The 25,090-nt window shown below is 70.4% G+C and carries 28 protein-coding genes and 1 tRNA gene; 12 read left to right on the top strand and 17 right to left on the bottom strand.

From position 1 onward, the window contains the following. Positions 1 to 4: 4 nt before the first annotated feature. The 3 genes from K8W59_RS09005 to K8W59_RS08995 are packed head-to-tail and all read right to left on the bottom strand — an operon-like array spanning position 5 to position 1,064. Positions 5 to 325, bottom strand: a complete 321-nt coding sequence (locus tag K8W59_RS09005) for a hypothetical protein (protein WP_223399508.1) — start codon at positions 323 to 325, stop codon at positions 5 to 7. Continuing rightward, positions 322 to 771, bottom strand: coding sequence for a helix-turn-helix domain-containing protein (locus tag K8W59_RS09000; RefSeq protein WP_223399507.1), 450 nt, complete (start codon positions 769 to 771; stop codon positions 322 to 324). The genes K8W59_RS09005 and K8W59_RS09000 overlap by 4 nt, the downstream gene beginning before the upstream one ends. Beyond that, positions 768 to 1,064, bottom strand: a complete 297-nt coding sequence (locus tag K8W59_RS08995; RefSeq protein ID WP_223399506.1) for a WhiB family transcriptional regulator — start codon at positions 1,062 to 1,064, stop codon at positions 768 to 770. Before K8W59_RS08995 ends, K8W59_RS09000 begins: the two co-directional genes overlap by 4 nt. A gap of 86 nt (positions 1,065 to 1,150) precedes the next feature. On the opposite strand from K8W59_RS08995, the gene K8W59_RS08990 reads away from it, so the two are divergent. Then, positions 1,151 to 1,882: a hypothetical protein gene (locus K8W59_RS08990; protein WP_223399505.1), complete on the top strand. Its 732-nt coding sequence runs from the start codon at positions 1,151 to 1,153 to the stop codon at positions 1,880 to 1,882. Positions 1,883 to 2,012: 130 nt separating this feature from the next. Here K8W59_RS08990 and K8W59_RS08985 read toward each other — a convergent pair whose 3' ends face one another. From K8W59_RS08985 to K8W59_RS08945, 9 genes are all read right to left on the bottom strand, one after another. Next, positions 2,013 to 2,318, bottom strand: a complete 306-nt coding sequence (locus K8W59_RS08985; protein ID WP_223399504.1) for a hypothetical protein — start codon at positions 2,316 to 2,318, stop codon at positions 2,013 to 2,015. 44 nt (positions 2,319 to 2,362) lie between these two features. After that, positions 2,363 to 2,767, bottom strand: coding sequence for a hypothetical protein (locus K8W59_RS08980; protein ID WP_223399503.1), 405 nt, complete (start codon positions 2,765 to 2,767; stop codon positions 2,363 to 2,365). A 300-nt stretch (positions 2,768 to 3,067) separates the two neighbouring features. Continuing rightward, a complete protein-coding gene (locus tag K8W59_RS08975) occupies positions 3,068 to 4,399 on the bottom strand; it encodes an AAA family ATPase (protein WP_223399502.1) in 1,332 nt (443 codons plus the stop codon). After that, the gene (locus tag K8W59_RS08970) at positions 4,396 to 4,674 is read right to left on the bottom strand and encodes a hypothetical protein (RefSeq protein ID WP_223399501.1); all 279 of its coding nucleotides are present in this window, start codon (positions 4,672 to 4,674) and stop codon (positions 4,396 to 4,398) included. Before K8W59_RS08970 ends, K8W59_RS08975 begins: the two co-directional genes overlap by 4 nt. A gap of 50 nt (positions 4,675 to 4,724) precedes the next feature. Beyond that, positions 4,725 to 5,120, bottom strand: coding sequence for a hypothetical protein (locus K8W59_RS08965; RefSeq protein WP_223399500.1), 396 nt, complete (start codon positions 5,118 to 5,120; stop codon positions 4,725 to 4,727). Positions 5,121 to 5,191: 71 nt separating this feature from the next. Next, positions 5,192 to 5,422, bottom strand: coding sequence for a hypothetical protein (locus K8W59_RS08960; protein ID WP_223399499.1), 231 nt, complete (start codon positions 5,420 to 5,422; stop codon positions 5,192 to 5,194). Next, positions 5,422 to 5,622 carry a hypothetical protein gene (locus tag K8W59_RS08955; protein ID WP_223399498.1) on the bottom strand — a complete coding sequence of 67 codons (201 nt, stop codon included), beginning with the start codon at positions 5,620 to 5,622 and terminating at the stop codon, positions 5,422 to 5,424. The genes K8W59_RS08960 and K8W59_RS08955 overlap by 1 nt, the downstream gene beginning before the upstream one ends. 67 nt (positions 5,623 to 5,689) lie before the next feature. Further along, positions 5,690 to 6,019 (bottom strand): helix-turn-helix domain-containing protein, encoded by a 330-nt coding sequence (locus tag K8W59_RS08950; protein WP_223399497.1) that lies wholly within the window; start codon positions 6,017 to 6,019, stop codon positions 5,690 to 5,692. Beyond that, complete coding sequence (locus K8W59_RS08945) at positions 6,016 to 6,246, bottom strand: helix-turn-helix transcriptional regulator (RefSeq protein WP_223399496.1); 231 nt, start codon at positions 6,244 to 6,246, stop codon at positions 6,016 to 6,018. Before K8W59_RS08945 ends, K8W59_RS08950 begins: the two co-directional genes overlap by 4 nt. Positions 6,247 to 6,402: 156 nt before the next feature. On the opposite strand from K8W59_RS08945, the gene K8W59_RS08940 reads away from it, so the two are divergent. Both K8W59_RS08940 and K8W59_RS08935 read left to right on the top strand, forming a co-directional pair. After that, on the top strand, positions 6,403 to 7,161 hold the full coding sequence (locus K8W59_RS08940) for a hypothetical protein (protein WP_223399495.1): 759 nt from the start codon (positions 6,403 to 6,405) through the stop codon (positions 7,159 to 7,161). Further along, entirely contained in the window at positions 7,158 to 8,372 is a 1,215-nt protein-coding gene (locus K8W59_RS08935; RefSeq protein WP_223399494.1) for a tyrosine-type recombinase/integrase, read from the top strand. Before K8W59_RS08940 ends, K8W59_RS08935 begins: the two co-directional genes overlap by 4 nt. A gap of 501 nt (positions 8,373 to 8,873) precedes the next feature. Here K8W59_RS08935 and K8W59_RS08930 read toward each other — a convergent pair. Beyond that, positions 8,874 to 8,962 (bottom strand) — tRNA-Leu (locus tag K8W59_RS08930). A gap of 82 nt (positions 8,963 to 9,044) precedes the next feature. On the opposite strand from K8W59_RS08930, the gene K8W59_RS08925 reads away from it, so the two are divergent. Beyond that, positions 9,045 to 10,376, top strand: coding sequence for a M20/M25/M40 family metallo-hydrolase (locus tag K8W59_RS08925; RefSeq protein WP_223399493.1), 1,332 nt, complete (start codon positions 9,045 to 9,047; stop codon positions 10,374 to 10,376). A gap of 2 nt (positions 10,377 to 10,378) precedes the next feature. On the opposite strand, the gene K8W59_RS08920 is transcribed toward K8W59_RS08925, so the two are convergent. Both K8W59_RS08920 and K8W59_RS08915 read right to left on the bottom strand, forming a co-directional pair. After that, on the bottom strand, positions 10,379 to 10,615 hold the full coding sequence (locus K8W59_RS08920; RefSeq protein ID WP_223399492.1) for a DUF5703 family protein: 237 nt from the start codon (positions 10,613 to 10,615) through the stop codon (positions 10,379 to 10,381). Continuing rightward, positions 10,612 to 11,568: an aldo/keto reductase gene (locus tag K8W59_RS08915; protein WP_223399491.1), complete on the bottom strand. Its 957-nt coding sequence runs from the start codon at positions 11,566 to 11,568 to the stop codon at positions 10,612 to 10,614. The genes K8W59_RS08920 and K8W59_RS08915 overlap by 4 nt, the downstream gene beginning before the upstream one ends. Before the next feature lie 71 nt (positions 11,569 to 11,639). On the opposite strand from K8W59_RS08915, the gene K8W59_RS08910 reads away from it, so the two are divergent. Next, positions 11,640 to 12,464 (top strand): undecaprenyl-diphosphate phosphatase, encoded by an 825-nt coding sequence (locus K8W59_RS08910; RefSeq protein ID WP_223399490.1) that lies wholly within the window; start codon positions 11,640 to 11,642, stop codon positions 12,462 to 12,464. Positions 12,465 to 12,467: 3 nt separating this feature from the next. On the opposite strand, the gene corA is transcribed toward K8W59_RS08910, so the two are convergent. Next, positions 12,468 to 13,445, bottom strand: a complete 978-nt coding sequence (gene corA / locus K8W59_RS08905) for a magnesium/cobalt transporter CorA (RefSeq protein ID WP_223399489.1) — start codon at positions 13,443 to 13,445, stop codon at positions 12,468 to 12,470. Positions 13,446 to 13,482: 37 nt separating this feature from the next. Here corA and K8W59_RS08900 point away from each other — a divergent pair, with 37 nt between their 5' ends. Genes K8W59_RS08900 through mshC form a run of 4 tightly spaced genes read left to right on the top strand, consistent with a single transcriptional unit; the run spans position 13,483 to position 16,849 of the window. Further along, positions 13,483 to 14,202, top strand: coding sequence for a histidine phosphatase family protein (locus tag K8W59_RS08900; protein WP_223399488.1), 720 nt, complete (start codon positions 13,483 to 13,485; stop codon positions 14,200 to 14,202). Positions 14,203 to 14,211: 9 nt separating this feature from the next. Then, entirely contained in the window at positions 14,212 to 14,793 is a 582-nt protein-coding gene (locus tag K8W59_RS08895) for a DUF3090 domain-containing protein (protein WP_223399487.1), read from the top strand. A gap of 7 nt (positions 14,794 to 14,800) precedes the next feature. Then, on the top strand, positions 14,801 to 15,550 hold the full coding sequence (locus K8W59_RS08890; RefSeq protein WP_223399486.1) for an SCO1664 family protein: 750 nt from the start codon (positions 14,801 to 14,803) through the stop codon (positions 15,548 to 15,550). 51 nt (positions 15,551 to 15,601) lie between these two features. Further along, on the top strand, positions 15,602 to 16,849 hold the full coding sequence (gene mshC / locus K8W59_RS08885; RefSeq protein ID WP_223399485.1) for a cysteine--1-D-myo-inosityl 2-amino-2-deoxy-alpha-D-glucopyranoside ligase: 1,248 nt from the start codon (positions 15,602 to 15,604) through the stop codon (positions 16,847 to 16,849). 279 nt (positions 16,850 to 17,128) lie between these two features. Here the strand turns inward: mshC and K8W59_RS08880 are convergent, their stop codons facing one another. Further along, the gene (locus K8W59_RS08880) at positions 17,129 to 17,980 is read right to left on the bottom strand and encodes a PAC2 family protein (RefSeq protein ID WP_223399484.1); all 852 of its coding nucleotides are present in this window, start codon (positions 17,978 to 17,980) and stop codon (positions 17,129 to 17,131) included. A gap of 202 nt (positions 17,981 to 18,182) precedes the next feature. On the opposite strand from K8W59_RS08880, the gene metH reads away from it, so the two are divergent. From metH to K8W59_RS08865, 3 genes are all read left to right on the top strand, one after another. Next, positions 18,183 to 21,860 (top strand): methionine synthase, encoded by a 3,678-nt coding sequence (gene metH / locus K8W59_RS08875; protein ID WP_397195989.1) that lies wholly within the window; start codon positions 18,183 to 18,185, stop codon positions 21,858 to 21,860. A 764-nt stretch (positions 21,861 to 22,624) separates the two neighbouring features. After that, on the top strand, positions 22,625 to 23,281 hold the full coding sequence (locus tag K8W59_RS08870) for an HAD family hydrolase (RefSeq protein WP_223399482.1): 657 nt from the start codon (positions 22,625 to 22,627) through the stop codon (positions 23,279 to 23,281). Between the two features lie 162 nt (positions 23,282 to 23,443). Further along, positions 23,444 to 25,066: an ABC transporter substrate-binding protein gene (locus K8W59_RS08865; protein WP_223399481.1), complete on the top strand. Its 1,623-nt coding sequence runs from the start codon at positions 23,444 to 23,446 to the stop codon at positions 25,064 to 25,066. The last annotated feature ends 24 nt before the right edge of the window (positions 25,067 to 25,090 follow it).

Raw genomic sequence — 25,090 nt, 5'->3', positions numbered from 1 at the left:
GACGTCACCCCTCCTGCAGGGGACGGCCCCACGGCGACCGCGGGACGTCGCGCTCCTGCAGACGCGTCGACGACGCCTCGCCTTGCCGCTTCCACGCGCTCCGCGGACGCGCCGCATCCCGTTGGCCGCGATAGACGCTTGCGGCCTCTCGAATCCGCTCCGACGTCGCCTCGGACTTCTCGCCGAGCCTCTGACCGAGCACGGCAGCCGTCTCGAAGCTCATCCCCGTGGAACGCACGAGGCGAGCCGCCTCCCGGCAGCTCATCATTCCGAGGCCAGCGTCCGCGAAGGCCTCCGCCAACGGGTCGCCATCGCCCTTGATCACTGGTCGACTCCTCGCCTGCGCTCGATCTCCGCGGCCAGCGACTCCTCGGCCACCAGCCACGCCCTCCCCGGCCCCCGGTCCGCCGAGAGCTGGCCGTCACGGATCAGATTGCGCACCTGCCGCTCCTTCACGCCCAGCCGCTCGGCGGCCACCCGGGTTGTTACTCCAGTCCAAGGAGGACTCTCCGAGTCTGCGCCCCGATCACCCGACGGCACTGCCGTACTGCCGTCGTCGGCAACGGCAGCCCGGGCCTGCACCTCCTGCAACTGCCGCGCCGCCTCCCGCAACTGGGCAGCCGCGACCCTCAGCTGTCGCGCCGCCTCCCCCTGGCGCAGCCCCTCCAGGTCCCGGGCACGCCGCACCAGCGCCTCGCCTACCTCACGGTCCAGCACCAGCGCCGCGTACGGCGGCACCATCGCGGACAAGAGCGGCCTCCGGTCGCTCACGCCGCCCCCTGCCGCACTTCGTCCCGCTCGGCCGGCGTCATCCCGCCCCACACGCCCTCTCGTTCGCGGGCAGCGACCGCGTACGCGCCGCACTCCCGGATCACCGGACACCCGAAGCACCGACGTGCAGCAGCCTCCAGCGCCGCCGACCGCGTCACCCACCACACCTCCGGCTCCCGGCGGCACGCCGGCCCGCCGTCCAGCTCCAGCAGCGCCGCCGACAGCGCCGCCCACTCGGCCCCCGCGCCTGCCGGGATCAGCCGTTCGACCACAACGTCCGGGCCCGTCAGCACGTCGCTGCCTCGGGAGTGTCGGTGGTCGCGTCTAGTCTCCGAGCCAACCGCACCCGAAGTGGGGCGCGCCGACGAGAGGAGACAACATGCCCAAGAACGTGGCCCACCTTGTGGCCGAGATGCTTGAGGAGCTCGAGGTGCCCTCCGGGACCTTGCCACAGACGGTCCACGGCTTCGATCCCAGGGGGCTCGATTCCAACCATTGGCGTCACCACATGGCGGAGCTCGCGGCCGTCCAACAGCTGCATGCGACCCTCGACGGGATGGAGGCGACCGGCACCGACACGACGATCTTCCGCAACGCGCTGCCGCACTGGTACCGAGGCGTCTACATGGCCAAGACGCCATGGGACAACGGGATCAGCAAGAACAGGGTGGCCTGCGACCCCCCGTCGCTGAACATGCTCAAGTCGCTCGGACTGTTGATCGACGCCCAGCCCCACCTCGTGATCGGCGAAGACGAGCGCCGGTCGCTTGCCGACGTTCTCGAGGAAGCCGAGAAGATCCTCCAAGACGACGTCGACAAGATCCCCGTGGACGCTCAGCGTTACCTGGCGGCGCTCATCCAGCGAGCCCGCTTCCTCGTTGAGAACCTCGACAAGTACGGAGCCGAGACCGTCCGCTCTGTCGCCCTCGAACTCAGCGGCGCGATGCACCTTCAGGCGGATCGGGCAGAGGGTGACCGCGACACCACGATGGCCAAGCGCTGGCGGTCCGGGGCGAAGATGATCGGAACCGGGTTCATGACCGGCACGAGCACGGAGATCGGGAAGGCACTCGTGCAGGAGGGGTTCAAGCAGATCGGGGGCGGCGGCTGATCCGGCAGCGAGGGGGGACTTCTGATCCGCCCCCGCTGACCTGCATCCCCGCAGGTCACAGCGCCAACGCACCCCGTCGCCGCGGCCCGTGATCCCGGCCGTGATACCCCGCCACCCCGAAACGGGTCCCTCACGACGCATCCGGACCACCACCCGCCGGCCCCATCGGCCGGCCAGGACGCCGCGGCGGCAACGCGGGAACAGCGGCACGAGCCGAACGCCGCCGCTCCAGATCCAGACCCAGCCGCCGGCTCCCTAGCCGATACAGCAACTCGACCCGCTCCCGGTGGTCGAGCAGCCCATGCAGCAGCTCCACGACCACCGCCTCCAGCTGTTCGGCCAGGACCTCCCGCGACGACATGTCCAGCCGGCCACGCACCGCCTGCTCAGCAGCACCAGCCGACCCCGCCCGCCCCGCGACGTCGATGATGTCCAACGCACGCCGCCGCGCGACCGCACGGGGGTCGGGCCGGGACGGCGTCATCCGTCGCCCTCCGCCATGAGCACCGGCGGGCTGCCGACCGGGTCCAGAAGTGGCGTCCGGAGTTGCTCAAGAAAGGTCCGGATCGCCCGGTCCCTGTCTGCAGGCGACAACGCCAACGCGTCCATGACCGCCTGGAACGCTTGGCTCACCAGCACCGCCTTCTCGTGCTCCAGCTGGACGTGCTTCTCCTCGAGACCCAGCCTCTGCACCCCCTCCAGTGACATGCGTAGCTCTCGGACCACGCGCGTCCACGCGACGCCGGTGGCGCTATCGAGATTCGCCGAGGAAAGGCGCGCTCCCAGCACATCGGCAGCGTGCTGCAGCTGGCCGGCCAGGCGTTGCAGCGCCTGCACCGCGTCCGTCACCGGCTCCGCCTCCGGATCCCAGATCAGCTCCAACATCCGCGTCGCCTCTGCCTGCGCGAGTCGGGCCTCGGCCGCTGCCCGGGCTGCCCTCGTTGCGCCGCCGTGCATGACGCACACGCGGCCGCCGGGGATCGCGGCACGCTTGCACCGTTCGCCGCTCTGCTTCGACGTCGCTCTGCACCGACGCTCGTCATCCATGAGCCCGCCCCCTCCCGTGGGCATCCATGGCGTGCGGCTGCGCGCCGCGAGTCCAGGGCGTGGGGTTAGGTCCTCCACGGGGAGTCTGCATGTCGGCGTCAGCTCGGAGTCTTGGAGCGGGCGCTTGGGATCGGGCGATCATTGGTGGTCTCCATCGGTGGGGTTGGGGGTGTGCATGTTCATGCCCGCCCCTATAGGGCGGGCGGGCATGTACTTGCCCGCATGCCCGGGCGGGTCTGGGGCAGGTTGGGCAGGTTGGGCAGGTAGGGGTTCCTCGCCGGGGTAGTGCTGCCAGGTGTTGCCGACCTTGCGGCGGGTGATGAGGCCTCGTTCGACGGTGCGTTCTACGGCGCGGTCGATGTCTTCGTTGCGTCCGATGCCGCGGTTGCGTACGTCGTAGCGGAGCTTGGTCTTGTTGATGCCGGGGTGTTCTCCGACGGCATCGATGACGGCTTGGTCGAGTTGCTCGCTGCGACGGCGGGCGGAGGCTTCGCGGCGGGTGAGGGCGGCTTCGCCGAGGGTGAGGTGTCGGGTGTCGGGCTGGTAGGTGAGTTCGGCCTGGGTGACGTTCACGTCGCGGCCGAAGGCGGAGAAGTAGCGGGAGCCGGTGGGGTCGTCGAGTTGGTCGTCGTCGGCGTCCTTGTCTCGGACGAGTTTCCAGAGGGCGTCGGGCCAGTCCTGGAGGCGCGAGTCGCCGCGGGATCGTTCGCCGTGGTGGCCCATGTGGTGGACGACGAGTGCTTCGTTGGCTCCGGCTTCGGCGAGGAGGGCGTCGAAGGCGACGAGGAATCGGCCGCCGTCCTTGTCTTCGGAGAGGTTGAGTGCGTCGAGGACGGGGCGGAGGCAGTCGAGGATGATCACGTCGTGCCCGGCGAGCTCGCGGGCCCACTCGGTGCGGGTGTCGGGGTCGAGGATGTCGAAGGTGGCGACACGGCCGCGGAGTGTGATGACGCTGACGTCGCGGGTGTTGGTGATGCCCTGGTCGCTGAGCCATTGGTGGAGGAATCGGGGGTCGAGCTCGTTGTCGATGAGGCACACGCGGGCGCCGGGGGTGGTGTCGAAGCGGCCGAGGAACGTGGCGTTGTCGACCAGGGCGCGGATGGCGTTGCTGACGAGGGTGGTCTTGCCGGCCTTCCATTGGGCGGCGAGCATGACCCTGCCTCCGGTGGGCCAGAGTTCACTGATCCGGTAGGTGGCGCTGTCGAAGGTCCGTGCGAGGAAGTCGTCGAGTCGTATCGGGCGCGGCCGGCTGGCGGTGGCACGTTCTTCGGCGGCGAGGCGGCGGCGGGCTTCTTCGCGGACGCGTTGACGCATTACCTCGCTGGCCACTTCCTTGGCGAAGTAGGCCGCGGCGTCGTTCTCTCGCTCGAAGGCGGCGTCGTGTTCGGCGAGGTCGTCGTCGGTGGGGGTGACTGCGTGCAGCTCGTGGTCGTGACCGAAGTCGGGGCTGATCTCGACGGGTGGCGTCATGCTGCGGCGGCTCCTTCGGCGGGTTCGAGGAGTCGGTCGGGGGACAGGGCGACGGCGGCGAGGGTGTCGACGAACACCTGGTCGCTAGCGGCGGTGAGGCTGGCGCGTGCCCGGCAGGCGGCCGCGGTCTCCTGGCAGCGGCGGCGTGCTTCCTCGATCTGCTGCGGGGTTGCGCGGCCGGGGTGGTCGCCGGGTCGTGGGGCGGCCGCTTCGAACGCTGCGGCGCGGCGGAGCCAGTAGGCAGCGTCGGCGTCGAGCCACACGTCACGCAGCACCCTGAAAGCAAAGTCGGCCGGCGTGGCCGAGGCGAGAGGAATTCGTCGGGTCACGGAGCGCCTCCGTCCTGCCGACCCCATCCGCGACTGCAGCCGGGGCAGAGCCGGGCCAGCATGACCAGCCGGGGTCCGAGGGCCATGGGGCGGTCGCGTAGGACGGCCGGGCGGTGGCAGTGGTCGCACACTGTCGGTCGGCCGAGCGCGAGGGTGCATGCCCAGCAGCGGACTCCCGTGGGGTGGGCGGCGACCCAGAACGCGATCCCGTCGGCTTGGCCGAGGACGCTGCTGACGTCGCCGTCGCCGGCGAGCTCGACGTGCGTGCACGGTGTGACGTCGCTGTTGATCGCGTCGACGAACTTCGCCATCAGGTCGAGGCCGACCGGGCCGGCGTCCCCGGGGCCGTGATGGTCTGCTTCGCGAAGCCACCGCTGGACCGCGCTCGCCACGGTGGCTGGCTGGGGGCGCTCGTGGTGCCTGGTCGGTCGGGCGCGCCGGGAGGAGGGACGGCGACGGTTGCTCACGGGCACTCCACGTCGGTGAGGACGGCTACGGCGCGGACGCGAACCCTGGGGTGGCGCCCGCCGGCGGAGTGCCGCAGCCACCAGGGACAGGTCGGGTCGTGCCTGATCTGCGCGTAGAGCTCGGCACCCGTGGGTGCGGCGCCGAGGCGGCTGGAGCTGCGGCAGTCCGGGCAGCGCAGCAGCTGACGGAGCGTCTGCCGCCGCCGGGTTCTGGAGGGGCTGGCCATCAGAGTTCGACCTCCCGCCAGGTGACGTTGGTCGTGAACACGCGGACGGGCACGCCGTCGCCGGCGAGTCGGCCGGCTTTCGCGAGGGCGGAGGCCTTGCGGAAGTAGAACCGGGAGTAGACCGAGCGGCCGTCTCGGCGTGGCCACCGGACCACGTGCACGGTGGGGCCGCGGACGGCGAGCGCGTCGGGGATGCGCACCTGGGGACGGGGTCCCGGCCCGCCGGAAGGGGTCGAGGCTGACGGCGGGCCGGGAGTCTGGGTGGCGTCAGTCGCCGGAGACGACGCGGAGGGCGTTGCTTGCGGTGGCTGTGGTGTCGGGGTCACCATCGTGGTGTGCTCCTTCGGGTTGGTCGGAGGGGCGCAGCGGTGAGGCGGTGGCCGGACTGGCGGGTCCGGCCTCGCTGCTGTCGGGGGTCAGGTGGGCCCAGGCGAGGAACTCGCCGGTGGGGATGCGGATGGTCTGTGCGACGCGGACGGCGGGGAGGTCGTTCTCGTCGATCGCGCGTCGTACTGTCCGTGGGTCGACCTCGAGGAGCTCGGCGACCTGGGCGACCCGCAGGAATAGCGGCATTGGATCGGGCATCTGGGTGGTCATGCGGCCAGCTCCCGCTGGAGTTCCGCGAGCAACCGGGCGTACCTGGCCCGCAGCTTGCCTCGCGGGAGAGTGGTCCCCGCCTCCCATCGTGCGAGCGTGACTCTGTGAACCCCGACCGCGTCGGCGAGTTGCTGCTGCGTAACCGAGGCGTTCTCGCGGATCGCCCTGGCCATGTTGTGGCTGGGGAGCCTTCGTGCTGCTCGAACGTCGGCGATCAGGTCGCTCACGGTGTCCTCCTGGGATTTCGTGCTGCAGTCAGCGAACATCCGCGTAGCGCGGTCGGGCGAGCACTTCGGGGAGAAGATCCGTCCTTCGTCACGCGTCCCACTGGACAGTTACGCTCACCTGTTGCATACGCACTACATGACCGCTACATTGCGGGTGTGGTTGAAGATCCGTTGGACGTCCGCTGGCGCTCCACTGCGAGCCGCCTGCGGGCAGACGGCGTTCAGGACCCGGTGGCTCTCTTTCGCGAGTTCGCAGGCGGGATGGACGCAGACGAAGCGTCGGCCGGCGAGCTCGACGCGTTCGATGAGTGGGTCGCAGCAGGGAGGCCAGCACGGATGCGGCGGCAGCCGCGGCCCCGGCTGCAGGTAGACCTGAGTCCCAACCACCCGCTGGGCGATGCCTGGTGCTCCGTCTCCGGAGAGTCGCTGGATCAACCGGTCGACGTGAAGATTGGACGTGTCGGATCCGCGCTCCACGTGATCGGGCTGCACATCGACTACGGACTGAAGGTGTCGGCGTCGACGCTGCGCACGGTCCGTACCGGTGAGATCGAGAAGCAGGTGCGCGCTGAACTGGCGGCGCAGTTCCCCGCAGAGCCTGCGACCGACGGAGTCAAGTTCAAGTACCGCGCCGACGTCTGGCACGACCTCGTCTGGGAGTGGGGTCGCGTGCAGGACTTCGCCGCCCGGGTGGCTGACGCAGAGCCGAACGACCTTCGCGCCACGCGGGGCCAGGCTCCGAGTCTGGAAGACCTGCGAGCTTTCGCTAAGGCGTATCTGGAGGAGCTAGATCGGGGCGAACACGGCTCGATGTCGAGGACGGCGCGCCGCGTGAATGTCTCCAGAACCACGGCCTACAGGTGGCGAGAGGCGTGCCGCGATCGCGGCCTCCTCCCACGAGAGGAGGAAGCATGACCAAGCCGCGTCGCCGTCAGGCGGGGGAGGGCGGGATCTCCGCCTACGAGACCAACGCCGGCACCCGCTACCTGACGAAGTACTCCGTGCGCCAGCCCGACGGCACCCGGAAGGTGCTCCTCAAGCGCGGGCACGCCACCCGCGCCGCCGCCGCGAAGTACCTCCGCGACGAGCTCGCCAAGGTCGACCGCGGCGAACACGTGGCCCCGAGCAAGGTCACTCTCGGCGCGTGGCTCGACGAGTGGCTGGCCGGGTTGCAGCTCGCCCCGTCGACCCGCGCCTCGTACGCCAAAAATGTCAGGATCCACATCGCGCCGGTGCTCGGCCAGATCCAGCTCCAGCACCTGACCGGGGCCAGGATCTCGACCCTGTACCGCGATCTGGAACGTAGCGGCCGGCGCGACCACCAGAGCGGCGCCGGCCTGTCGGCCAGGACCGTGCGCTACATCCACACGATCCTCAAGGCCGCGCTGCGTGACGCCGTCGACCAGGGCATCATCGCCAGCAACCCCGCCGACAAGGCCAAGCCTCCGGCGGCCCGGGCAGCGAAGTCGCCCGAGATCCACCCCTGGTCAGGTCCCCAGCTCTCCACGTTCCTGACCTGGTGCCGCGAGAGCGGGGCTGCCCACGCGACGGCCTACCACGTGCTCGCCTTCACGGGGATGCGGCGCGGTGAGCTTCTCGCGCTCCGCTGGCGCGACCTCAACATGGACGCTGGCCGGCTGGCGGTACGTCGGTCGGTCGGGGTGGTGAAGGTGAAGGGTCAGCCGTCCCAGGTCTTGGAGGGCCCGACGAAGAGCTCGCGGCCGCGGGTGATCGATCTCGATCCCGACACGGTCGCTCTGCTGAAGGCATGGCGGGTCGAGCGTGGTGAGTTGGCGCTGCAACTGGCGCGACACGACGCGTTGATCTTCGGCACGCTCGAGGGCGAGCACCTGCATCCGGAGCGGTTCTCGGCGCGGTTCGTGGAGAAGCTCGACCAGTGCCGGCGGAAGGTCGAGGGGGAACCGCCGCCGCGGATCCACCTCCACGACCTCCGGCACACGCACGCCTCGCTCCTGCTGGCGGCAGGAGAGCAGGTGAAGGTCGTCTCGGAGCGACTCGGTCACGCGAGCGTGGCGATCACTCACGAGATCTACGAGCACGTGATGCCGGGCCGCCAGGCCGAGGCCGCGGCACGGTTCGCGGCGATCGTGAAGGGCGGCGCGTGATGCGCCTGCGACCATCGAGCGAGCGGTCCCTGTCGTCGCTTCGCACAGTTGGGCGCCTGCGGCACACCTTAGGGCATTGCTTCTGGCATAGATTTGGGTATGCTTTCCAGCATGACCAATGGAGCTAAGAAGCAAGCAGCGGCCCGCATGAGCGACACCCCCCGAGGCACCCCGGAGGAGAATGGCAGCCGTCATGACAAGGTCCGAGAGAATCGGCTCCGCCGCATGGCCGACCGCCAGGGCCTCCGACTAGAGCGATCCAGGCGACGGGACCCCCGCGCCCTGGACTACGGCACCTATCAGCTCGTCCACATCGCGACCGGCGGTCTGGCAGCCCACGGTTACCAGTCGGGGTACGGGCTGAACCTCGATGACGTCGAGCGAGCGCTCCTGGGAGACGAGTCGTAATCCTCGAAGTATCAAACGGGTATCACGAGCCCCGAATCGGAGGGGTCATGACGAAGCCCCGAGCCTCTGACCTGCAGAAACCCGGGGCCGCGATGGTGTCCGAGGGGGGACTTGAACCCCCACCCCCTAATACGGGGACTAGCACCTCAAGCTAGCGCGTCTGCCTATTCCGCCACCCGGACGAGTGCGTCGTGAACTGTAGCAAAACCGGACCCCGGAACCTGCATCGGGACGGCCCCTCACGCACCGTGTTTGACTGGTTGCATGGCTGACTCCTCCGACGTCCCGGTTGCGCCGCCGTACGACCCCTCGGCCGAGGTCGTGGACCTGTGCCGGGACCTGATCAGGATCGACACCTCCAACTACGGCGACCAGGAGGGGCCGGGGGAGCGCAAGGCCGCCGAGCACGTGGCGACCCTGCTCGACGAGGTCGGCATCGACTCGACGCTGGTCGAAGGGACCCCGGGGCGTACGTCGCTCCTCGCGCGCTGGGGCGACGAGAGCTCCGGCAAGCCGCCGATCCTGCTGCACGGGCACCTCGACGTGGTGCCCGCCGCGGCCGAGGACTGGCAGGTGCATCCGTTCTCCGGGGAGGTCCAGGACGGCTACGTCTGGGGCCGGGGCGCGGTGGACATGAAGGACTTCGACGCGATGCTGCTCTCGGTCATCCGGGCGCGCACCCGCGCCGGGGTGCTGCCGGACCGGCCGGTGGTGCTGGCCTTCACCGCCGACGAGGAGGCGGGCGGCCATCACGGCGCGCAGGTGCTGGTCGAGCAGCACCCGGACTGGCTGGCCGACTGCACCGAGGCCGTCGGCGAGGTGGGCGGCTTCAGCGCGACCGTGAACGGGCGCCGTATCTACCTGATCGAGGCCGCCGAGAAGGGCATGGCCTGGATGAAGCTCACCGCGCGCGGCCGGGCCGGCCACGGCTCGATGATCAACGGGGAGAACGCGGTCACCGAGCTGGCGGGAGCCGTCGCGCGGATCGGCGCGCACGAGTGGCCGATCCGGCTCACCCCGACCATGGAGGTCCTCCTGGCCACCGTCGGCGAGCTCGCCGGCGTCGAGGCGACCCCGGAGAACGCCGCCGACCTGATCGAGGAGTTCGGCAGCGGCGCGCGGATGCTCGGCGCGGTCATCCGCAACACCGCCAACCCCACCCAGCTCGACGCGGGCTACAAGGTCAACGTGATCCCGACCGAGGCGACCGCCCACGTGGACGGCCGGTTCCTCCCCGGCTTCGAGGACGAGTTCTTCGCCACCATGCGCGAGCTCTGCGGTCCCGAGATCGAGTGGGAGTTCCTCTCCCACCAGCAGCCCTGGGAGACGCCGTACGACGGCGACCTGGTCGCCGCGATGACCCGCTCGCTCCTCGCCGAGGACGAGGACGCCCTGGTCGCGCCGTACCTGATGAGCGGCGGCACCGACGCCAAGCACTTCCGCAAGCTCGGGATGCGCAGCTACGGCTTCGCACCGCTGCGACTGCCCGAGGACCTGGACTTCACCGCCCTCTTCCACGGCGTGGACGAGCGCGTCCCGACCGACTCCCTGGAGTTCGGCGCGAAGGTGATGGACCGCTTCCTCGGCGAGCTGTAGGGCTACAGGATCGGGATCTCGCCGAGCCGGCGCTGGCGGATGATCTTCCGCTTGAGCACCACCTTGCGGGTGCCGTCGGGGGTGATCCGGACCCGGTCGAGGACCCAGCCGCCGTGCTCGGCGCGGTCCACCAGCAGGCGGGTCACCACGTTGCGGGAGAAGTCCCGGGAGTAGGTGACCTGCTGGAACTCCCACTCCACGCCCGGTCGCGGAGCACGGCGATCCACCCGCGGGCTCATGCCGGCTCTCCCGCGCTCACGTCGTCCAGCGCGGCCACCAGCTGAGCCGGGAGTGTCTTGTCCTCCACCGGGAGGATCTGCTCGAGCTGCGCCGCGGTGCGCGGGCCGATGATCGGGGCGGTGACCCCGGGCCGGTCGCGTACCCAGGCGAGCGCGACCTCGGCCGGCGTCCAGCCCAGCCCGTCGGCCGCGCGGGCGACCGCCTCGACGATGCCCTCCTCCTCGTCGCCGAGGTACTCCCCGACGTAGCGGGCGAACGCCTGGCTCGCCGCGCGCGAGTCCGCAGGAGTGCCGTGGCGATACTTCCCGGTCAGCACGCCGCGCCCCAGCGGCGACCAGGGCAGCACCCCGAGCCCGAGTGCCTCGGCTGCGGGGATCACCTCGTGCTCGACCTCACGGTTGAGCAGGGAGTACTCGACCTGGGTCGAGACCAGGGGCGTGCGGCCCGGCGCGGCGACCTGCCAGGTCGCGGCCTGCGCGGTCTGCCAGCCGGCGTAGTTGGAGATCCCGGCATAGCGGGCCCGCCCGGAGGCGACGGCGATGTCCAGCGCCGAGAGCGTCTCCTCGATCGGGGTGCGGTCGTCCCACACGTGCACCTGCCACAGGTCCACGTGGTCGGTCCCGAGCCGGCCCAGGGAGGCATCGAGGGTGTCGAGGAGGAAGCCGCGCGAGGTGTCGGTACGCCGGCCCGAGCCGCTGCGGTCGATGCCGGCCTTGGTCGCCAGCACCACCTCGTCGCGCCGCACCGTGTCGCCGATCAGCGAGCCGAGCAGGGACTCCGAGGCGCCGTCGCCATAGCTGGCCGAGGTGTCCAGCAGCGTCCCGCCCGCATCGACGAACGACACCAGCAGCTCGCGCGCCTCGTGCTCGTCGGTGCTGTGACCCCAGGTGAGCGTGCCCAGACCCAGTCGGGAGACCTCGAGCCCCGAGCGGCCCAGCCTGCGCACCTGCATGGGAGGCAGGTTATCCGGCGCCCGGCAAGGCGATCCTCGAGGCTCGCCGTACCGCTTGTAGGCTCGCCGCCGTGATCGACCTGCTCAAGGCCGCCTTCCTCGGACTCCTCCAGGGCCTCACGGAGTTCCTCCCCATCTCCAGCAGCGCTCACCTGCGGATCTTCCCCGAGCTCTTCGGCTGGGGCGACCCGGGCGCCGCCTTCACCGCGGTCATCCAGATCGGCACCGAGCTCGCGGTCCTCATCTACTTCCGCAAGGACATCTGGCGGATCGGCTCGGCCTGGGTCCGGTCGCTGTTCCGGCCCGAGCTCCGCGGCCATCTCGACGCGCGGATGGGCTGGTACATCATCATCGGCTCGCTGCCGATCGTGGTCCTGGGCGTGATCTTCAAGGACGTGATCGAGCAGGACTTCCGCAACCTGTGGATCATCGGCACCACGCTGATCGTGCTGGGCGTCGTGCTCGGCATCGCCGACCGGGTCGGGTCGACCAGCAAGACCCTCAAGCAGCTCGGCATCCGCGACGCGGTGCTCATGGGGCTCGCCCAGGCCTGCGCCCTCATCCCCGGTGTGTCCCGCTCCGGCGCGACCATCTCGATGGGCCGCTTCCTCGGCTACGAGCGCGAGACGGCCACCCGCTACGCCTTCCTCCTGGCGATCCCGGCCGTCATCGGCGCCGGGCTCTTCGAGCTCAAGGAGATCCCCAACGGGCACAACGACTTCGGCTGGGGCCCGACGATCCTGGCCACCGTCGTCTCCTTCGTCGTGGGGTACGCCGCCATCGCCTGGCTGCTGCGCTACGTCTCCACCCGCTCCTACACCCCGTTCGTGATCTACCGGGTGCTGTTGGGTACGGCGACCCTGGTGCTCCTGGCCACCGGCGTGCTCAGCGCCTGAACCTCACAGCCAGCCGGACTTCTTGAACAGCCAGAGCAGCCCCAGGGACGTGCCGAGCATCAGCAGCAGCGCGTAGGCGTAGCCGAAGGTCCACCCGAGCTCGGGCATGTGCTCGAAGTTCATCCCGTAGATGCCGGCGATCAGGGTCGGTACGACGACCAGCGCGGCGCCGGCGGAGATCTTGCGCATGTCCTCGTTCTGCTGCACCTGGATCTGGGCCAGGTGGGCGTCGAACGCGGAGGAGAGCAGGCCCTCCAGGGTGTCGATGCTCTCCGCCGCGCGGGAGAGGTGGTCCAGCACGTCGCGGAAGTAGGGCTCGGACTCCGGGTCGATCACCGGGACGTCGCCGGTCGCGAAGCGGCGCATCGGCTCGCGCAGCGGCAGCACCGCGCGACGCATCTCGGCCAGCTCCCGCTTGAGCACGTAGATCCGCGCCGAGTCGTTGGTGCGCTCGGGAGAGAAGACCGAGCTCTCCACCTCGTCCACGTCCTCCTCCAGCGCCTTCCCCACCGCCTCGTAGCCGTCCACGACCCGGTCGGAGACGGCGTACACCACCGCCGAGGGCCCGTGCTCCAGGACGTCCTTGTTCGACTCCAGCCAGGTGCGCGCCGACGCCAGCTCGGCCCCCTCGCCGTGCCGGACGGTGATGACGAAGTCGTGGCCGACGAACATGTTGATCTCGCCGGTCTCGACGGCGTCCTGCTCATCGACGTACCAGAGCGTCTTCAGGGTGAGGAACAGGCTGTCGTCGTAGACGTCGAGCTTCGGCCGCTGGTGGGCGTTCACGGCGTCCTCGACCGCGAGCGGATGCAGCGCGAAGGCCACCGAGACGTCCTCCAGCTCCTCCTGGGTCGGCTGGTAGAGGCCCATCCAGACGAAGTCCCCGGACTCCGCGGCCTGGCGCAGCGCGTTGGCGTCCGTGGGGGCGCAGTCCACCGGCACCCGGACCCCGTCGCGGTAGACGGCACTGTCGACGATCATCCGCGCAGGCTAACCGGCGAGGGCTACGGTGGCACGCATGTCGACTCTGGTGCTGGTGCGGCACGGACGCACCACGGCCAACGCCAGCGGGATCCTCGCCGGCCGCAGCCCGGGGGTGTCCCTGGACGAGACCGGCCGGAAGCAGGCGGCCCGCAGCGGTGAGCGGCTCGCGGCCGTGCCGCTGGTCGCGATCGTCTCCAGCCCGCTCCAGCGATGCCGCCAGACCGCCCAGGCGATCGCGAAGGCGGGGGAGGGCCGCCCCGCCATCGAGCGCGACAACGGGCTCAACGAGTGCGACTACGGCGAGTGGCAGGGCGGCAGGCTGAGCACCCTGGCCCGGGAGAAACTGTGGAAGGTGGTCCAGCAGCAGCCGTCGGCGGCCGGCTTCCCCGGCGGGGAGACGCTGACGCACATGCAGGCCCGCGCGGTCGAGGCGGTGCGCCGCTGGGACCGCGACATCGAGGCCGCCCACGGGCCGGACGCCGTCTGGGTCGCGGTCAGCCACGGCGACGTGATCAAGAGCATCCTGGCCGACGCGCTGGGCATGCACCTGGACCTCTTCCAGCGGCTCAACGTCGACCCCGCCTCCATCTCCGTCGTGCGGTACGGCGCCTCCCGCCCGGCCGTCCTGGCCACGAACACCCACGACGGCGACCTCGGCTGGCTGGTCCCGCCGAAGCGCTCGCGGCGACGGAAGCGGTCCGACGACGCGGTCGTCGGCGGTGGCGCGGGACCCGGCTCTTCGGCGGGTGCCTAAGGTGTCCTCATGCCCTTGATCCACGGCTTCGATCCTCCCGAGCGCTTCGTCGCCGGCACCGTCGGCCCGCCGGGCCAGCGGACGTTCTTCCTGCAGGCACGGGAGGGCGCCCGCGTGGTCAGCGTGTCCCTGGAGAAGCAGCAGGTGCAGGTGCTGGCCGAGCGGCTCGACGAGATGCTGGACGAGGTGATGCAGAGCCAGTCCTCGGGCGGCGGCGTGGTCGTCCCGGCCGTGGCCCCGCTCGAGCTGACCGACGACGAGCCCCTCGAGCAGCCGATCGAGGAGGAGTTCCGCGCCGGCACGATGACGCTGTCCTGGGACCCCGAGGCGCGGCGCGTGGTCGTGGAGGTCTACCCCTTCAGCGAGGCGGCCGTGGTGGCACCCGACCAGGTCGGGGAGGACCTGGAGGAGCCAGAGCCGGAGGAGATCTTCCTGGTCAAGCTCAGCCCCGGCGCGGCCCGGGCGTTCGTCCAGCGCGCCGAGCGGGTGATCGAGGCCGGGCGACCCGACTGCCCGTTCTGCGGCGAGCCGATGGACCCCGAGGGACACCTGTGCGTGCGGGCCAACGGCTTCAAGCGCCGGGAACCCTGATCGGCCGATGACGCTCCCGGAGGGCGAGCTGACGCTGCAGGGCCGGATCATGCCGGCCTCCAACGCGACGTTCCTGGCCGAGGTCGACGGCGTGCGGGTCGTCTACAAGCCGATCCGCGGGGAGCGCCCGCTGTGGGACTTCCCCGACGGCACCCTCGCCCACCGTGAGCGCGCGGCGTACCTCGTCTCCGAGGCGACCGGCTGGGGCATCGTCCCGGAGACGGTCCTGCGCGACGGGCCGCACGGCCCCGGCATGGTGCAGCGCTGGCACGACGTGGACGAGACCTCCACGGCGGTGGACGTGGTGCGAGCCGGCATGGTCCCGGCCGGGTGGCTCGACGTCTTCGACGGCCTGGACGAGCACGAGCAGCCCGTCTCCCTGGTGCACGAGGACTCCGAGGCGCTGCGCCGGATGGCGGTCTTCGACATCGTCATCAACAACGCCGACCGCAAGGGCGGCCACGTCCTCGCGATGCCCGACGGGCACCGGTACGGCGTGGACCACGGCGTCGCCTTCCACGTCGACCCCAAGCTGCGCACGGTGCTGTGGGGGTGGCTGAGCGAGCCGCTCAGCGGGCCCGAGCTGGACGGCGTACGCCGGATCCTGGAGGACCGGGCCCTCACCGACCGCCTGGAGGAGCTGCTGGCGGTGATCGAGGTCGACGCGCTCTTCCAGCGCTGCGAGGACCTGCTCTCGGTGGGTGCCTTCCCGTCGCCCGGCGGGAGCTGGCCGAGCATCCCGTGGCCGCCGTTCTGACCGGCTGACCGGCCGCCCGGCGGCGGCGTACTCCCTCGTATGCTCGCCCTCATGGAGTCGTGGCGCGCACCCGAGGTCCCGTCGTTGCCGGTCCCGGGGCCCGAGGTCCGGCTGCACGACACCCGGACCCGTGAGGTCGTCCCGACCCGGCCCGAGGGCCCCGCGCGGCTCTACGTCTGCGGGATCACGCCCTACGACGCCACCCACCTCGGGCACGCGGCGACCTATCTGGCCTTCGACCTGCTCAACCGGGCCTGGCGCAACGCCGGCCACGAGGTGCACTACGTCCAGAACGTCACCGACGTCGACGACCCGCTGCTGGAGCGGGCCGAGGCGACCGGTGTGGACTGGCGCGAGCTGGCCGAGCAGCAGACCGAGCTGTTCCGCGAGGACATGGTCGCGCTGCGGGTCCTGCCGCCCGAGAACTACATCGGCGCGGTCGAGGCGATCCCGCTCGTGGTGGACCTGGTCCAGCGGATGGAGAAGGCCGGCGCCGTCTACCGCCTCGAGGACGACCTCTACCACGCCGTCGACGCCGACCCCGCGTTCGGCGAGGTGTCCGGCTGGAGCCGCGAGGAGATGCTCGAGGTCTATCCCGAGCGCGGGGGAGACCCCGACCGGGCCGGCAAGCGCGACCCGCTGGACGCCGTGGTCTGGCGGGGGAGGCGCGAGGGCGAGCCGTCGTGGGACAGTCCTCTGGGTCCCGGCCGCCCGGGCTGGCACGTGGAGTGCGCCGCGATCGCGCTGGAGCACCTCGGCATGGACTTCGACGTGCAGGGCGGCGGGAGCGACCTGGTGTTCCCGCACCACGAGATGAGCGCGGGCGAGGGGCAGCTGGCCCACCCCGGGTCCCGCTTCGCCAAGGTGTACACGCACGCCGGGATGGTCGGCTACGACGGCGAGAAGATGTCGAAGTCGCGCGGCAACCTGGTCTTCGTCTCCCGGCTGCGCGAGGCCGGGACCGACCCGATGGCGATCCGGCTGGCGCTGCTGCGCCACCACTACCGCGACGACTGGGAGTGGACCGACGCCGAGCTCGACGACGCGGTCGCGACGCTCACCCGGTGGCGCTCGGCCTTCTCCGCGCCGGCCGGAGCTCCGGCCGGCCCCGTCACCGAGGAGGTGCTCGGCGCGCTCGCCGACGACTTGGACGCGCCCCGCGCGCTCGCCGCGATCGACGCGTGGGCGGCCGCCTCTGCCGCCTCCGCGGATTCCGCGGACTCCTCGGATGCGCTCGACCCCGCGGCGCCCGCGCTGGTCGCCGACCTCGCGGACGCCGCGCTCGGCCTCCGCGTCTGAGCGGACCGCGCCGGCCGGCGTACTCCTCCTCGCTCGCTTCCTCACCGGCCTCGCTGGTGGCGGCGCGACCATTTGCCCCAGGGGTTCTGGCGGGTCACCTCTCACAACCCGGGGTGCTCGGAGACGGCGTTGTGGTGCGCGACCTACCAGAACCCCGGTGGTCCTCGGGCGGATGTGGCAGCACCCGCACCACAACCTGCGCTCCACCGGCCGTGGGATGTGGCAGCACCCGCACCACAACGTCCGGACCCCGCGGCGGAGGGTAGGCGGGCGGCCCCGTCAGGCGTCGTCGCCGCGGTTGCGCTTGAGGAACCGCTCGAACTCCCGGGCGATCGCCTCGCCGGAGGCCTCGGGGAGCTCGGCGGTGTCGCGGGTCTCCTCCAGGGAGTGGATGTACTCCGCGATCTCCTCGTCCTCCTCGGCGAGCTCGTCGACGCCGCGCTCCCACGCCTTGGCGTCCTCCGGCAGGTCGCCGAGCGGCAGCCCGGTCTCGAAGAGCGTCTCCAGCGCCCCGACCAGGGCGAGGGTGGCCTTCGGGCAGGGGGGCTGGGCGACGTAGTGCGGAACGGCGGCCCAGTAGGACACCGCGGGGAAGTCCAGCCGCACGCAGGCGTCCTGGAAGACGCCCACGATCCCGGTCGGCCCCTCGTAGGTGGACTGGTCGAACTTCATCCGGTCCTGCAGGTCCGGCTCGGTCGCGCTCCCGGTGATCGGGATGGGCCGGGTGTGCGGCGTGTCGGCCAGCAGCGCCCCCAGGGTCACGACCATCTCGGCCCCGAGCTCGCCGCAGGCGGCGAGCAGCTCGGCGCAGAACTGGCGCCAGCGCATGTTCGGCTCGATCCCGCGGATGAGGATGACGTCGCGGTCGAGCTCCGGCGGCGACGCCACGGCGATCTGGGTCGAGGGCCAGGTCAGGCGGCGGTGCCCGTTGAGGTCGGTCCCGACGTGCGGCCGGTTGACCTGGAAGTCGTAGAACTCCTCCGGGTCGATGGCGCCCACCACCCGTGCGCTCCACGCCTCCATCAGGTGGTCGACGACCGCGGAGGCCGACTCGGCCGCGTCGTTCCAGCCCTCGAAGGCCGCGATGACCACGGGGTCCACCAGGTCGGGGACATCGTCGATCTCGATCACCTCACCAGCCTACTCGCGCGCCGGGATTTCGCCGGACGCCGCGGCGAGTGTCACGATCTGGGAAGGCCGTCCACGACTCGGACGGCGTCCGTACGCTGAGGAGCACGTGCGCCGGCGCGGCCCAGGCCACGCCGCTCGACCGGGAGGAGCCTTCGTGCCGGATCTGATCCGCCCCGACGCCACCGAGGCGCTGCGCAGCGCCATGTCCGAGCGCATCCTGGTGCTCGACGGTGCGATGGGGACGATGATCCAGGGGCACGGCCTCACCGAGCAGGACTACCGGGGCGAGCGGTTCGCGGACTGGCCCTTCGACGTCCAGGGCGACTCCGACCTGCTCTCCCTCACCCAGCCCGAGCTGATCCGCGACATCCACCGCGCCTACCTCGAGGCGGGCGCGGACATCGTGTGCACCAACACGTTCACCGCGACCTCGATCGCGCAGGCCGACTATGGCCTGCAGGACCTCTGCCGGGAGCTCAACCGCGCCGGCGCCCGACTGGCCCGGGAGGCGGCGGACGAGCTCGCGACGCCCGAGCGGCCGCGCTGGGTCGCCGGGTCGCTGGGCCCGACGAACCGGACCGCCTCGATCAGCCCGGACGTCAACGACCCGGGCTTCCGCAACGTGGGCTTCGACGACCTGGTCGCGACCTACCACGAGGCGGCCACCGGCCTGGTCGAGGGCGGCGCGGACCTGCTGCTGATCGAGACGATCTTCGACACCCTCAACGCCAAGGCGTGCATCTTCGCCCTGGAGACGCTCTTCGAGGAGCGCGGCCGGCGCTGGCCGGTGATCGTCTCCGGGACGATCACCGACGCGTCCGGGCGAACCCTCTCGGGGCAGGTCACCGAGGCGTTCTGGAACTCGGTGCGGCACGTGCAGCCGCTGGCCATCGGCCTCAACTGCGCGCTCGGCGCGGAGGACCTGCGCCCCTACGTCGCCGAGCTCGCCCGGCTGGCCGACTGCGCCGTCTCCGCACACCCCAACGCCGGGCTGCCCAACGCGTTCGGGGAGTACGACGAGACCCCGGAGCACATGGCCGGCGTGCTCGGCGAGTTCGCCGACTCCGGGCTGCTCAACATCGTCGGCGGCTGCTGCGGCACCACCGCCGAGCACATCGCAGCGATCCGGGACGCGGTCGAGGGCACCGCACCCCGCGACCTCGCGGAGCCGGAGTCGGCGCTGCGGCTGTCGGGCCTGGAGCCGTTCAACGTCACCGCGGACAGCCTGTTCGTCAACGTGGGGGAGCGGACCAACATCACCGGCTCCGCACGCTTCCGCCGGCTGATCAAGGACGGCGACTACGACACCGCGCTCACCGTCGCCGCGCAACAGGTGGAGAACGGCGCGCAGGTGATCGACGTCAACATGGACGAGGGGATGATCGACGGGGTCGCGGCGATGGACCGCTTCCTCAAGCTGGTCGCCTCCGAGCCCGACATCAGCCGGGTCCCGGTGATGGTCGACTCCTCGAAGTGGGAGGTGATCGAGGCGGGGCTGAAGTGCGTCCAGGGCAAGGCGATCGTCAACTCGATCTCGCTCAAGGAGGGGGAGGACGCCTTCCGCGAGCAGGCCCGGCTGGTTCGCCGGCACGGCGCGGCCGCGGTCGTCATGGCCTTCGACGAGGACGGGCAGGCGGACTCGCTGCAGCGCCGTACCTCCATCTGCGAGCGGGCCTACCGCATCCTGGTCGACGAGATCGGCTTCGCGCCCGACGACATCATCTTCGACCCGAACGTGTTCGCCCTGGCCACCGGCATCGAGGAGCACGCGGCCTACGGCACCGACTTCATCGAGGCCACCCGGTGGATCAAGGAGAACCTGCCCGGCGCCCGGGTCTCCGGCGGGATCTCCAACGTGTCCTTCTCCTTCCGCGGGAACAACCCGGTGCGCGAGGCGATCCACGCGGTCTTCCTCTTCCACGCGATCGACGCCGGCCTGGACATGGGCATCGTCAACGCGGGCGCGCTCGCGGTCTACGACGAGGTCGACCCCGAGCTGCGGGAGCGCATCGAGGACGTCGTCCTCAACCGGCGCCCCGATGCCGCCGAGCGCCTGCTGGAGATCGCCGAGTCGTTCAACCGGGCCGCCGACGAGACCGACGAGGAGGCCGAGGCCTGGCGCGAGCTGCCGGTGCGCGAGCGGGTCACGCACGCGCTGGTCAAGGGGATCGACACCCACGTCATCGACGACACCGAGGAGCTGCGGCAGGAGATCGACGCCGCGGGCGGACGCCCGATCGAGGTGATCGAGGGCCCGCTGATGGACGGGATGGACGTCGTCGGCGACCTCTTCGGCTCCGGGAAGATGTTCCTCCCGCAGGTGGTGAAGTCCGCCCGGGTGATGAAGAAGGCGGTGGCGCACCTCATCCCCTACATCGAGGAGGAGAAGCGCACCAACCCCGAGCTGGCGAACCAGAAGGGCACCAACGGCACCATCGTCACCGCGACGGTGAAGGGCGACGTGCACGACATCGGGAAGAACATCGTCGGCGTGGTGCTGCAGTGCAACAACTATGAGGTGATCGACCTCGGCGTGATGGTCCCGGCGCAGAAGATCCTGGACACCGCCCGCGAGGTCGGCGCCGACATCATCGGCCTCTCCGGGCTGATCACCCCGAGCCTGGACGAGATGGTCCGGGTCGCGGGGGAGATGCAGCGTCAGGAGTTCGACATCCCGCTGCTCATCGGCGGCGCCACCACCTCCCGCGCCCACACTGCGGTCAAGATCGACCAGCAGTACGACGGCCCCGTGGTGTGGGTGAAGGACGCCTCCCGGTCGGTGCCGGTCTCCAGCCAGCTCCTCAGCGCCACCGGCCGGGAGCGACTGCTGGCCTCGGTCCAGGAGGACTTCGACGCGCTGCGCAAGCGGCACGCGGCCAAGCGCGACCGGCCGCTGGTGACCCTGGAGCAGGCGCGCGCCAACGCGCCCTCGGTCGACTGGGAGGGCCACCTGCCCGTCGCGCCCGCCAAGCCCGGCGTGACCGTCTTCGAGGAGTACGACGTCGCCGAGCTGCGCGAGTTCATCGACTGGCAGCCGTTCTTCAACGCCTGGGAGATGAAGGGCTCCTTCCCCGACATCCTGTCCAACCCGGCGAGCGGAGAGGCGGCGCGGAGGCTCTACGACGACGCCCAGGAGATGCTCGACCGGATCGTCGAGGAGGGCTGGCTGCGCCCCCGCGGCGCGGTGGGCTTCTGGCCGGCGAACGCGGTCGGGGACGACATCGAGCTCTACACCGACGCCGGGCGGGACACCGTGCTCACCACGCTGCACCACCTGCGGCAGCAGGGCCAGCACCGCGACGGCGTACCCAACAAGGCACTCTCGGACTTCGTCGCTCCGAAGCAGACCGGGCTCGCCGACCACATCGGCGGGTTCGCGGTGACCGCCGGGCACGGCGTCGCGGACCGGATCGCGGCCTTCAAGGAGGAGCTCGACGACTACTCCGCGATCCTGCTGGAGTCGCTGGCCGACCGGCTCGCCGAGGCGTTCGCCGAGCGGATGCACCAGCGGGTGCGCACCGAGCTGTGGGGCGCCGAGCCGGACGAGGACCTGGACAACGACGCCCTCATCGCCGAGCGCTACCACGGCATCCGGCCCGCGCCCGGCTATCCCGCGTGCCCGGACCACACGGAGAAGCAGGCCCTGTGGGAGCTGCTGGACGCCGAGGCGAACACCGGCATCGAGCTCACCGAGTCGATGGCGATGCTGCCGGGCGCCAGCGTGTCGGGGTGGTACCTCGCGCACCCGGAGTCGCAGTACTTCGTCGTCGGGCGCCTCGGTCGCGACCAGGTCGAGGAGTACGCCGGCCGCAAGGGCTGGACCCTCGCCGAGGCCGAGCAGTGGCTCAGCCCGAACCTCGGATACGAGCCGGAGGACTGAGCGTGACCCTTCCCGGTCTCGCGGGCGCTCACGAGGGGTAGAGATTCGCAAGCCCCGACAACTACAGACATCACGTCTAGACAGCGATACGTTGATCATCCATCGCCGTTCTAAGACTCGGGAGACACTGTGCGCCGCGCCCTACTCGCAATTCTGCTGGTTGTACCACTGCTCGTCGCGGTCGGAGTAGCAAACGCCCAGCCTGCGGAGGCGACATCCTGCTCGCCTACGCTTTTCAAACGGATGTGGAAGGGGAACCCCTATGTCATCGCGCGGGCGGTTAGCGAAGAGTCGATTTGGAACGACCAGCCCACGTCGGTCACGGATCAGATATCTATGGGCTACACCGTGAGTCGAGGGGTAACCAAGAACTGGGAGATAGGCGCCAACGCTGGTTTCGACTGGAAAGCAGTGAAAGCCGATGTACAGGGCAAGTATGGCAGAGCGTACGTCACCACCGCCAGCGTTACAGGCTCTAGGACGTGGACCCGGACAATCAAGGCACGCCACACGGGATGGATGCGGGTGGACTTCTATCGACGCCCAGTCTACTGGGAGCGTTACCGCTACCGCTGGTCAACTCAGCGACAGGCGTGCACCAAGCGAGTCGTGGCAAGGGCACGGTGGAACGATCCGAAGCGCCAGTGGGTGTTCGTCCAGCGGAAGGGTCACGTGTATCCTCGCCGAACCGCGTGACAGTCTGAAGGAATTGGCACTCAAGCAGTGGCTCAGCCCGAACCTCGGATACGAGCCGGAGGACTGACGTGACCCTGCCTGCCGCGGTGCTCTGGGACATGGACGGCACCCTGGTCGACACCGAGCCCTACTGGATCGACGCCGAGTTCGCGCTGGCCGCACGGCACGGCGGCACGTGGAGCGAGGAGCACGCCGAGCACCTGATCGGGCACGAGCTGATGGGCTCGGGCGCCTACATGCGCGAGCACATGGGCATCGACCTGACGCCCCGGGAGATCGTGGATGCGCTGCTCGACGACGTCACCGAGCGGGTGACCCGCGAGGTGCCGTGGCGGCCCGGGGCGCGGGAGCTGCTCGCGGCGCTGCGGGCCGAGGGTGTGCCGACTGCGCTGGTGACGATGTCCTGGCGCCGGTTCGCCGCCCCGGTGATCGAGGCGCTGCCGCCCGGCTCCTTCGACGTGACCGTGACCGGCGACGAGGTGGCCGAGGGCAAGCCGCACCCCGAGCCCTACCTCGCCGCGGCCCGCGCGCTGAACGTGGCTCCCGAGGACTGCATCGCGATCGAGGACTCGCTCACCGGCGCCCGGTCGGCCCAGGCGGCGGGCTGCCGCGTGGTCGTGGTGCCGCTGCACGTCGTCGTACCCCCGGCTCCGCGCACCGTGCTGCGCGGCACGCTCGAGGGGCTCACCCCGACCTCGTTGGCCGAGCTCGCCGACGAGGCGTGACCACCCGCCGATCCGGAATCCGGACGCGCCGGCGGGAGATCGTTACCCATTCGGGACCACCCTGACGGAGGTTGACAGTGGCCCGGGTCACTCGCCGGGGTCTAGTGTCGGGCCGTTATCGGCCCGGGTGGTCCGGGCCCAGCACAGCGAGAGGTGGACGTGGTGTTGCGTTCGAAGAACACCCTGGCGCTCGTGGCTGCCGGAGCCCTGACGGTCTCCCTGGCCGCCTGCGGTGGCCAGTCCGGCGACAGCAGCGGCAACGGCAGTGGCAGCGGCGGAGGAGGCGAGGGAGAGCCTTGGATCCTCGGCACCACGGAGTCGGTGACCTCCATCGACCCGGCAGGGTCCTACGACTTCGGCTCGTGGAACTTGCAGTACAACATCTTCGAGCAGCTCGTGACGATCCCGGCGGGGGAGACCGAGCCGGTCGGCTCGCTGGCCGAGTCGTGTGAGTACGACGACCCGCAGACCATCACCTGCACCCTCGTCGAGGGCAAAAAGTTCACCAACGGCAACGAGATCACCTCCTCCGACGTGCTCTTCTCCTTCCAGCGCAACATCGAGATCGCCGATCCCAACGGCTCCTCGGTGTTGCTGGGCCAGCTGAGCAACGGCGATGAGAAGAACCCGACGCTGGCCGACGGCGCGATCGAGACGCCCGACGACACCACCGTCGTCTTCAACCTCAACAGCCCCGACACCACGTTCCTCCGACTGCTGTCCACGGCGACCACCTCGATCGTCGACGAGGAGACCTTCCCCGCCGACAAGCTGCTCGCCGACGACCAGGTCGTCGGCTCCGGTCCCTACCAGCTCGAGCAGTACAAGGCCGGCGAGCAGGCGACGCTGACGGCCAACCCCGACTACGACGGGCCCAACAAGCCCTCCAGCCCGCAGATCTTCGTGCAGTACCTCAGCGAGCCGTCGGCGCTGAAGACCGCCGTCGAGAGCGGCCAGGTCGACATCGCCTGGCGCACCCTGAGCCCGACCGACATCACCGACCTGGAGCAGGGCGGCAAGGTCGACGTGTTGCGCGGCGAGGGCTCGGAGTTCCGCTACTGGGTCTGGCAGCTGGGCACCGAGGTCGGCAAGAACAAGGCGATCCGCCAGGCGGCCGCCCAGCTCATCGACCGCGAGACCATCGCCCAGGACGCCTATGACGGCACCGTGACCCCGTCCTACTCCATCGTCCCCCCGGGCTTCGAGGGACAGAAGGACTCCTTCAAGGAGCGGTACGGCGAGCCCTCGGTCGAGAAGGCCAAGCAGATCCTGGAGGACGCGGGCGTCCAGACGCCGGTCGACCTCACCCTCGGCTACACGCCCACCCGCTACGGTCCGAACGCGGTCGACGAGGCCACCGAGCTCAAGGCGCAGCTGGACGAGAGCGGCCTGTTCAACGTGACCACCCAGGACGCGGAGTGGGAGGAGTACCAGACGGCGTACAAGGAGAACGCCTACGACCTGTTCATCCTGGGCTGGTACCCCGACATCCTGGACGCCGACAACTACCTCACCCCGTTCTTGCGTGAGGGCGGCTTCTACGCGAACAACTACAACAGCCCGAAGGTCAACAAGCTGCTCGACTCCGAGCTCGCGGAGACCGACACCGCCGCCCGGGAGAAGACCCTGGGCGAGATCCAGGACATCGTGGCCGAGGACGTGCCGATCATCCCGTCGTGGAACGGCGAGAACATCGCGGTCGCCTCGAAGCAGATGGAGGGCGTCGAGGAGACCCTCGACCCGACGTACATCTTCCGCTTCTGGATGATCACCAAGCAGGGCTGACGCCGATGGGGGAGGGCACGCCGG

The organism is Nocardioides rotundus, assembly GCF_019931675.1.
Taxonomy (GTDB): domain Bacteria; phylum Actinomycetota; class Actinomycetes; order Propionibacteriales; family Nocardioidaceae; genus Nocardioides; species Nocardioides rotundus.
The sequence above is the reverse complement of the archived record's forward strand: the minus strand, read 5'-3'. Positions and strand labels throughout refer to the sequence as shown.